The sequence below is a fragment of the Arsenophonus sp. ENCA genome (assembly GCF_002287155.1).
Taxonomy (GTDB): Bacteria; Pseudomonadota; Gammaproteobacteria; order Enterobacterales; family Enterobacteriaceae; genus Arsenophonus; species Arsenophonus nilaparvatae.
Genome location: NZ_NHNG01000030.1, coordinates 1 through 677, shown reverse-complemented (window position 1 = coordinate 677; position 677 = coordinate 1). Strand labels below are relative to the sequence as shown.

Here is a 677-nt window from a genome sequence, read left to right as displayed (position 1 = left end):
TAACAAGCTGAAAATTCAGCGGCTAAATTTTTCAATTCTTCGACTGATAATCCAATGATTGCTTTACATAAACGATTATCTCGTAACAGCCGCTCTTTGTTGATCATTTCAAACCTTTATTCTCTAAGTTAAACCTCTTTTATTCTCAATAGCGTGACAAAAAATGCAAGTCTCTATTCAGCAACTAGTTTAATGTGTTATTAGGCGGTGCGATGATCCCGCATGAACTAGTCACTAGGGCTAAGCAGCATGGCATCCGTTGTTGGCTCGGCTATGGTATGACAGAAACAGCCTCCACGATTTGCGCGAAACAAGCAGATAGTACTCTAGGCGTCGGTTTACCTTTAATCGGCAAGTCTCTTCGCTTAGTGAATAATGAAATTCATATTAAGGGCACCTCGAAAAACCTAAGCCGAGTTTGATTTTGCTGATAAAGTTATCGGAAGCTGGTCTACTGAGCTAACCACCATGAAGAATGACCTCTTTGCAAACCAGTATGACCAACAGACGATCGACAAGTTGGGTGACCCGCTGGTCAAGATCGAAACCTGTATAGACTTTGCGCATCTAGCAGCAGAAATCGACCATGTGGTACCGCGTCCTGTCAGCAAAAAAGGCGGACGTCCACCATTTCCAACAGAGACCATGGTTCGCATTTTAGTCTTAAAGCGTATCTA

2 pseudogenes are annotated in these 677 nt (G+C 42.7%); both read left to right on the top strand.

Going from position 1 to position 677, the window contains the following annotated elements:
- Positions 1-194 precede the first annotated feature (194 nt).
- Positions 195-392 (top strand): annotated as a pseudogene (locus tag CBG25_RS00755) (AMP-binding protein); the annotation flags it as partial.
- Between the two features lie 76 nt (positions 393-468).
- Positions 469-677: pseudogene (locus tag CBG25_RS00750) on the top strand (IS5/IS1182 family transposase); the annotation flags it as partial.